The organism is Candidatus Peregrinibacteria bacterium (assembly GCA_016220175.1).
Classification (GTDB): domain Bacteria; phylum Patescibacteriota; class Gracilibacteria; order CAIRYL01; family CAIRYL01; genus JACRHZ01.
In genome coordinates this window covers 1-8,878 of the sequence record JACRHZ010000031.1, presented here as the reverse complement: position 1 = coordinate 8,878, position 8,878 = coordinate 1, and the positions used below count along the sequence as shown (strand labels likewise).

Genomic DNA, 8,878 nt, shown 5'->3' with positions numbered 1-8,878 from the left:
GGATCCGACGGGAAAATGCTTTTGGGATATGTGTTTTACTGAAGGAGCAATAATAGCTACTGGGATAAATCTCTTAGGAATGATCGCCGTAAAGATACTAGGAAATGAATTATCAAAAACTATTGTTCCACCAGATGATTCGTCAAATACCCAGTCTGCATCGATAAGTCAAACTCAATCACAAGCACAATCGCAAAGCCAAGCAAAAAGTGAGGAAAAAACTGAAGAAGAGTATGTTACAGTTTATAGGGGGGATTATTCAGGAAAGAACGGATTTCTTGCAAAGGGCATTGAGAATGGGATCGAGTCTGTATTTAACGAAGGGACTTTGGATCAGCAAGTAGAAAGACATACGGAAAATAGTGATTATTCACCATTTGTATCTGTCACTGCTGATCCGAACGTCGCAAAAGATTATGCTACAAACTATGAAGAACATAATGGATCAATATATACTTTACGCATATCAAAAGATCGTTTAATTCCAGTGCCAGGAAGTAAAAATGGTGAATTCTTGGTGCCGTTATTAATCACGAGAAATGAAATCATAAATGAAGAGAAAGTGACAGTAGAAGAAAAAAATGAAAAATAAATGGAGGATTTTTTATTTTTTTTAGTTATTTTTAAAATGCATTCAGTAACAAAATTAATAATTCCTCTTCAAAAAATATATCGTGTAGATGTTGTTGATAAATTTGGTAATAAATTACCAGAGAAAAAAATACAAGGGAGGCAAATATCAGTTTTTGTTCGCGATAATATTGTTAACAATGAATATCATTTTAGTCAAATTAATGTTTATGCTGATGGAAAAATAGATGTTCATTGTGGAGAATTTGTAAATATTGAAGGTTTAAAAGCATTATTAAAAAGTGGGCAAGTAAAAACACAATTACCAGAAAATGTACAGGTGAAAATCTATCCATTTGGAACTTTTAGTATTACTAACGTTAAGTCATTTGTGAGAGAAGAAGAATTTTTAAAAGAAGTGATAGATATGATAGAAGAACTAAACAATCGTTTAACATCAGGTCAAAAATGTATAGCGCTTTTTAGAGAATATGAAAAAACTAAAAGTGAAGATTTGAGAAAAAAACTAAAAGAAATTTATTATCAAGTACCAGAATATAAGAGACAATTTCTTCTAGGAGATATGGATGGGAAAGATGAGGTCATTAAAAAAGCAATTCACCCAGCGGGAGCAGGTGTTGGCGGGAATGAGTGAGGTCACCTGCTCCACATAGGTTTGTTCCTTAAAATATAGGGGAAACTCTTCCCAGAATTGCCACTCCGAGTGCAACTTACACAGTGACAGTTAATGCGATAAATGGAGATGGACAAATCTCCGACTCATTTGTTCTTACGGTCAATGATATTCCTGCTCCGCTTCTGGTCTTCCATCATGCAGATCATTTGAGTGGCGCCAGTGTCGACACAGATATAAGCGGAAATGTCCTCGAAGTCATAGACTACTATCCATTTGGAGAAAGCAGAATTGATGAAAAATCCACCACTTACGCAAATGACTACACGTTTACAGGAAAGGAACTTGATGAAGATACCAAGCTGTATTACTATGAAGCCAGATACTACAATCCCAAAATCGCGAGGTTTGTGTCTCAGGATCCGTGGGAAGGAGATCTTAAAGATCCACAGTCCCTTAACAAATATGCGTATGTGAGGAATAATCCGCTGAAGTACGTGGATCAGACTGGGAGGGACTATGCTGAAGCTATTGAGGCGTTAAAAACAGCATGGCTTACGGGTTTTGGAACTGCAATGGTTGACAGTCCTGTACCTGGACCAGCTGATGTTGTGGCTGCAGCAATAGTTGTTGGAGGAACTATTTATGCAATTGCACAGCTTTTCGACGAAGGAGATGATACACAATCCCAAGAAAATTCTTCAAGCATTCAAGCTCAAAGCAGTACGGATTCTGGTGGAAGCAACAATGATGATGAGAATAATAAGAAAAAGGATGAAAAGAATCGAGGAAATATTGAAAAACTTAATAAGGGTGAAACAGATAGACTTAAAGACAATGGATATGACATTCATGAAATCAAGCAAGACTTACTAGGCAAAGGAAGCAGCGACATTGCAAAGTTTGATCTTTTCAAAGATAAAACGACAGGGGATATTGTTTTAATGCTCAAAAACGGTACTGGCGAGGCGATAGAGACTGGATTAAATATTAAAAATTTCTTTGCAGCGGGTATAGCACCACAATTACCGAATCCAAACCAATCAAAAAGTAATTCTGATCAGAAAACTGATAAAAAATAGGCGTTATTATTTTTATCTTATGGTCTATTCTTCATTTTTTTATTTTTACAGAATGGAAAATCTAAGAAATAATAAAATTAATCATTATAATTAAGATCATGAAAAAAATTATCCTAGAAAAAGCAATCGAAGAAATAAAGGAAAGGTGTTTTGGAACTACCCAACAATATCTGTCCGTACTGAAAATTAAATATGAGAACGACCAACCAGTAATCTCGAAACTTGAAATAAGAGAGAAAGAAGCTATTGTTTATTTCGAAATAGAAAAGGAACGATTCTTTTTTACTGTCTACTTAGACACTCAACCAGAAATATCTGTCAGATGGATTGATATTACTCCTGGGATAAGAATTTATCTGAGAGCTATTTCTTATGATAGAAATACTGATGATCTTATCTCTTGCACGAAAATTAAACCCTCAGAAGTTGTGAATATGGGAGACCAATTGCGATATGGAAAAGGAATGACCTCAAAGTTTCATGCTATCACCATTGAACCAGATAAGGAACTTGCTGGCTCATTTGAAGAAAAACTGAAGAATTTTGTAAATATACTTGAAAAAGACGCGAAAGGTATTATAAAACTGACAAAAATATCTGAAGTTTGTATTCAGGTAGTTCCATATTATTATATTGGAAACGGTTGTATTGGCGGATTTTACTTCGAGCCTCAGATTATAAAAAGATTAGGAAAGCTGAACTTAAAAATTGACTTCGATATGTATGTGTGGGGAGAACCTTTCCGATGATTATGGCAGCAAGATACAAAATATTTTAAATTCAACCTTCAGCGGGAGCCGCCTTGCAGGCGGGTCCCAAATGTTTAGGAACTGGCTACAAGCCAGTTCCCGCGGAGTTTGAAAAAGAACAACTTCCTATGGCGAAGTCGGCATCGATTGAGCGCTTGGAAATATAACCCCTAAACCATGGACGAAACGAAACCAAAGCTCATAAAGAAACTCGTAAAATCCTATCGGGAGAAAACAATTTTATGGAAATATCCTAAGAATTAATGAAAAGGAAGGCATAGTAATCAAAAAAGATGGAACTGAAGAACTTTTCAAACTCCCTCCTGATCTACGTGGAATAACAACAGCTCCAAAAGGAGAATATCGGCTAAAGTCGACTGGTAAACTTGTAATAGACCCAGATCTTATGTGTTCTTGGATAAGTTTTACACCTCTGAAGTCCGAGGAAAATATATAACAATGTTTCTATATTATTATATTGGAAATGGATGTATTGGTGGATTTCATTTCAATCCTCAAATTATAAAAAGATTAGGAAAGTTAAATTTAGAAATTGACTTCGATATGTATGTGGGGAACCTTTCTAGTAATTATGCCCAATCACATTCCCTGTCTTATTTACATAACAAACACATGTCCACATGATGATTTATTAAAAAATTATTAAAAATTTACACCAAAACCAAGTCAGCAGCATTGACAATTTTATAAAAACACGTAAAGCTGTGCACTTAATTAAATTATTTTTTTTGTTTTTTCCCAATATATGAAAAAATTCCTTCTCTCCTCGTTGTTTTTAGGATTCCTCATCTTCCCTTTCTCGCACGAGTCATACGCCACGCCTGCGAACGCTCAGGCTTTTTCTGTTGTAAGAATTTTGGTATTTGATGCTCCCATTGGTTTTCTTGAAGATGTGGAGAACGCAAAAGCAGTTTCAGGAGGATCTGGTGTGATTATCGGTTCTTATAAAAACGAAGTGATTACCAATTATCATGTTCTTGCTGAATACATCGAGAATCCAGAAAAATACAGTTTCCTCATATGTTTAACATATAGCTATACTGAGCCACCTTCTTGCAGATTCCGAGGAAAAGTCCTGAAATACAATAAGTATCTCGACCTCGCACATATTCAAATTACTCATGGATATACAGATGAACCTGGTCCAGATGGGAAAACTGGTCTTGCGGAATATCCAACTCAATTTGATATCGACCCCGTATATTTCTCATCAATTAATTCTCCTTTAAATGCAGATGGTGTTCAAATTGGTGAGAAAATTTTTGTATACGGATTTCCTGGATATGGCGGAAGCAATATTACCCTCACAACGGGAATAGTGAGCGGATTTGATACGATGGATGTTCTCGGATCCTCCTACACATTCTTTATTAAAACCGATACAAAACTAAATCCGGGAAATTCAGGAGGAGCGGTATTTGATGAAAATAATAACTTTATTGGCATCCCGACACTTGTCGTTGGGGGAGATGGAAATATTGGCTATATAATGCCTATAAAAACAGTAGAAATTTTTCTGGGGAAGCAATCAGGTATCATTAACGAGGGAATTCTTACAGAGGTTCTCCAAAAGAAAGAAGAAGAGTATGAAGCATGGAAGAAGAAACAATGTGGGGAAAACTCATTTTTGACACAGAAAGAAGGTTGCCAGTGTGAGGAAGGATATGAATGGGAAAACGATGATCCAGATAATATGAACTGTAAAAAAACTATTCCAAAAGAAGGAAAGGAGGAAGAGAAGAAGGATGAGAAGAAAGACGAGAAGAAAGAACAGACAGGAAAGCTCTTTAGTGTTGAACAATGTGGAACGCACTCAACTCTCTCGCAAGAAGGAAAGTGTGTTTGCGACGAGGGCTTTGCCATCGGAAAATATGGAAAATGTGCCAAAGAAAATGATGATTATACGCCTCCGGAGGAATCTTCCTTTTCGGACGTTTCCACAACTCACAAAAATAGAACAGCCATAGAATATTTGAAAGAGAAAAATATTCTCCGGGGATATGAGGATGGCAGCTTTAAACCACTCAAACCAGTAAATAGAGGAGAGCTGCTCAAGATTATTATCGAAGCCAATCCGAAAAATTTTGATGCTGCACAGTATGCAAAAGATTGTTTCTTAGACGTGGCTGCTGATCTTTGGTTTACTCCATATGTGTGCTATGCCAAGGAAAAAGGATGGGTAAAAAGATATGAAGATGGCACATTCCGTCCTGGACAAACGGTTTCGAAAGTGGAGGCAATAAAAATAATTTTGGAAGCGTATGGATTTAAAATCCCTGAACGAGCGACTGAAAGTGTATTTCTTGATGTTGATCTCGGAGAATGGTTTTCAGCGTATATTCAGGTGGCGAATACATTCGGATTTTTGGAAGAAACATCGGGAACGTATGAACCGTATGGAGGAATGAGGAGGTCAAGCGTGAGCGAAACTATGTATCGAGTTCTCCGTTTTGAGGAAAAATCAGCGCTTCCGGAATTTACAAAGTTCACTTCAGAGGACAAATCTTTTTCTCTTGAAATTCCGGTGGAATGGAGTTCTGCCACAGATCCCGCCGAGCTTGGAATGAAGGCAAAAACCACGAGTGATGATGAAAAGATACTATTTGTTGCGCTGAGTCCGCTCCAGAATGAAAACGATCTCATACAAGAGAGTCTAGGTGTGAGTTTTGAAAAGCTCTCAGATGTTCTTACTCTTGACGAATATCTCAAGAAAGTGAAAGAGAAGGAGAAAAATTTTTATGAAACAGTGAAAGTCATTCGTGAAGAGACAATCGAGATTGCCGGAAAACAAGTGAAAAGGTTGGAGTATGATTTTTCACCTGTCGGTATTTCTCTCCGGACTGTGATATACATTTTTCTTAATAATCAGGATGTATATTCTCTTACATTTACCGCATTTTCCGAAACAATAGATGAGTACTATCCTACCTTTGAACACATTGCAGAAAGCTTTCAAATAGAGAAATCATGAGGAATGCAAAAATCATTCTATTCAAACTCCTCCATAAACTTCTGGATATCGTAGTATTCCACTTCCTCCGTGAGAGTCGTTTTTTTTTCTTTTCGTTGAGGAACTTTCTCAAGAAAATTCGTATCTTCTCGCTGAAATAAAATTCCCATAGCAATTTTTTTCTCAAGATCTTGAGAAATTGCTAATGCCGCATCAATATTTTTTACGTCATATCCGGGGATATCTTCAATATGCTGAATTCGTTCCCAAAACCAATTTTGAGATGTTGCTTTATTATACGTGGGACAGAGCTGCATTACTTCTACAAACGCAAAACCATTATGATGAAGCGCTGCCTGAAGAATTTTTGTCAGGTGTTTCACATCACCAGAAAATGTTCGCGCAACAAATGTCGCACCAAGGGAAAGCGCAAAATGACAAACATTTACTGCATCAAGAAGAACGCCATCGGGAGAAGAGTTCATAATCGAGCCCTTTCTTGTGGCTGAAGACGCCTGACCTGTTGTAAGTCCGTAATTTTCATTGTTATGGCAAATAAACAAAAAGGGATAATTATTTCGAATCGTATGGACCAAGTGATTCACACCTTCGCTAAAAGTTCCACCATCGCCGGCGAAAGCAATGACTCTCATTTTGTTATTCGCGAGAACAGCGCCCGCTGCAAGAGGAAGAACTCTTCCGTGGAGTCCATGAATTGTATATGCACCGATTTTATCAGAGGCGTTTCCATGACATCCAATATCAAAACAAAATAACACCTCCTGATTTTGAATTCCCTCAAGAGCGAGTGCTCGAAAAAGAGATTGCTCAATTCCAAAGTTTCCACATCCATCACACCAAGTGAGCATCTGATCACTTTCTTCATACGCGAGATACGCTTCAGGGTTTTCAGCGAGTTTTTGGAGAATTTCGATATCAGATGGATTTGGACAAGGCATGGGGAAATTTTAAATTTTGAATTTTAAATTTTGAATTTTCTTTGAAAATTCCAGAACCTCCTCAAGATAAAATGCTCTTCCGTCGTACTTCAAAAACTTTTCTTGAAATTTGAGTCCAGACTTCGCTTCAAAAAGAGTTCCAAATTGTCCCAGATAATTTCCCTCCACCAAACACACATTCTTATTCTCCTCAAAAAACTTTTGCGCTACTTTTGTCTTGAGTGGCCATACGTAATCATAATGAAGGTAATTGATGCTCAGTTTCAATAATTTTGCTTCTTGAATTGCATCCAGCATCACATTCTTTGTACTTCCCCATCCCACAAATGAAACGTCAGCTCCTTTGGGAGATCCATATATTTCCGGCTCGGGAAGAGTTTCTTCCACAGTTTTTAGTTTTCGCATTCTTTTTTCCATCATTTTTTTTGCCGGCTCTGCATCCTCTGCAAGAGTTCCATCCTCGTGATGTTCATCGCCATTCGCATAATAATGCGCGGGGCCTGATCCGGGAAGCCATCTTAAAGAAACGCCCGACTCTGTAAATTCATAGCGATTTTTTGACACGAGGTTTTTTAATGCATTTGGATCAGTGACAATGCCTCTTTCTATCGGAATTTTTTTCAATTCGAAAAATTCCGTCGTCATTCGAGACTCCAAAATTGTTTTTTCTGTGAGAACAACAACTATTATTTGATATTTTTCCGCAATATTCAGGGCGTGTTGAATGAGTTCATATGAAGACTCGGGGTCACTGCAGGCGAGTACCGCTCGAGGGAATTCTCCATGAGAGCTATAGAGCGCTAAATCCAAATCTCCTTGGCATGTCCATGTGGGAAGACCAGTTCCAGGTCCCGGTCTTTGGCAATTCACAATCACGAATGGAGTTTCCGTAATTCCTGAGAGAGAAACAGTTTCGGTCATGAGATCATATCCGCCACCAGAAGTAGCTGAGAGTGCTCTTGTTCCCATAAACATTGATCCCAGCGTCATTTCCGCAACAGTAATTTCATCTTCTCCCTGTTTTACAAGCATTCCTGTCTCTTTTGCTTTTTTCGCTATGTACGTCAAAATTCCGCTCGAAGGACTCATCGGATATGCATAATACGCCCGGACTCCGGCATGAATTGCCCCAAGACAGAGTGCTTCAGTTCCATTAATAAGCATTGTTTTTGGAGTTTTTTTGGGATGAGAAATATCTAATTTTGGAAGGTCTGGAATGCCATTTGCATCATAGCCTGCCTTCAAACATTTGAGGTCAATTTCCAATATTTTTGGCTTAGATGCGAATCTTTTTTCTACTTCTTCTTGAAGTTTATTGAGTGGAAGTCCAAGCACTCGCCATGCGAGTCCCAGAAGCACCATATTTGTCATGAGTTCATTCCCGCCAAATGAATAGGCAATTTGCCTGGCGGGAAGATAGACCAGTCGAACACTGAGCTCCTCAGCTTTTTTCTCTACGTTCGGAACAATGAGTTTATACCGCTCGTCTCCATGAACAAAAATGCTCCCTTTTGGTGCTGTATGTATGTATTCCTTAAGTCCCACTCGGTCTACTGCCAAAAATAAGTCTACTTTTTGAGAAAGAGCGTGCACTTTTTCTGTGCTGAAATTTACCTGAAAATTTGCATGTCCTCCTTTGATGAGTGAAGGATATTCCCGATCTGCATTCATGTAAAATCCTTGTCTTTTAAGCGCTTTCATCAGGATTTCTCCGGTAGAGAGAAGTCCAGATCCACTGGCGCCGGTTATTTTTATTACGTGCCTGGTCAATTAGGAATTAGGAATTAGGAATGGCTTTGTTGCACAAATAAATTGTACGGGAATAGGAGTATGTCTAAGATGAGGAGGAACAATAACCTCTTTCAAAATGAAAAAGAAATCCTCACTTAGACAGAGATATCGTATCGCAAATT

The 8,878-nt window shown here is 37.9% G+C and carries 7 protein-coding genes; 5 read left to right on the top strand and 2 right to left on the bottom strand.

Translation table 11 applies throughout. The features are described from left to right. The 5 genes from HZA38_02980 to HZA38_02960 form a co-directional block, all read left to right on the top strand. The coding region (locus tag HZA38_02980; protein MBI5414455.1) for a hypothetical protein at positions 1-592 on the top strand (592 nt) is incomplete at its 5' end. A 36-nt stretch (positions 593-628) separates the two neighbouring features. Then, positions 629-1,225: a hypothetical protein gene (locus HZA38_02975; protein ID MBI5414454.1), complete on the top strand. Its 597-nt coding sequence runs from the start codon at positions 629-631 to the stop codon at positions 1,223-1,225. An 83-nt stretch (positions 1,226-1,308) separates the two neighbouring features. Next, positions 1,309-2,286, top strand: a complete 978-nt coding sequence (locus HZA38_02970; protein ID MBI5414453.1) for a hypothetical protein — start codon at positions 1,309-1,311, stop codon at positions 2,284-2,286. Between the two features lie 98 nt (positions 2,287-2,384). Further along, on the top strand, positions 2,385-3,035 hold the full coding sequence (locus tag HZA38_02965; protein ID MBI5414452.1) for a DUF4279 domain-containing protein: 651 nt from the start codon (positions 2,385-2,387) through the stop codon (positions 3,033-3,035). 766 nt (positions 3,036-3,801) lie between these two features. Continuing rightward, positions 3,802-6,027, top strand: coding sequence for an S-layer homology domain-containing protein (locus tag HZA38_02960; protein MBI5414451.1), 2,226 nt, complete (start codon positions 3,802-3,804; stop codon positions 6,025-6,027). 17 nt (positions 6,028-6,044) lie between these two features. Here the strand turns inward: HZA38_02960 and HZA38_02955 are convergent, their stop codons facing one another. Then, positions 6,045-6,965 (bottom strand): 2-oxoacid ferredoxin oxidoreductase, encoded by a 921-nt coding sequence (locus tag HZA38_02955; GenBank protein MBI5414450.1) that lies wholly within the window; start codon positions 6,963-6,965, stop codon positions 6,045-6,047. A gap of 9 nt (positions 6,966-6,974) precedes the next feature. Next, positions 6,975-8,735, bottom strand: coding sequence for a 2-oxoacid:acceptor oxidoreductase subunit alpha (locus tag HZA38_02950; protein MBI5414449.1), 1,761 nt, complete (start codon positions 8,733-8,735; stop codon positions 6,975-6,977). Positions 8,736-8,878: the final 143 nt, after the last annotated feature.

Bases quoted from the DNA above. Each gene is read 5' to 3' on its own strand.
- HZA38_02975 (MBI5414454.1), top strand. From the start codon at position 629: ATGCATTCAGTAACAAAATTAATAATTCCTCTTCAAAAAATATATCGT.
- HZA38_02955 (MBI5414450.1), bottom strand. From the start codon at position 6,965: ATGCCTTGTCCAAATCCATCTGATATCGAAATTCTCCAAAAACTCGCT.
- HZA38_02965 (MBI5414452.1), top strand. From the start codon at position 2,385: ATGAAAAAAATTATCCTAGAAAAAGCAATCGAAGAAATAAAGGAAAGG.
- HZA38_02960 (MBI5414451.1), top strand. From the start codon at position 3,802: ATGAAAAAATTCCTTCTCTCCTCGTTGTTTTTAGGATTCCTCATCTTC.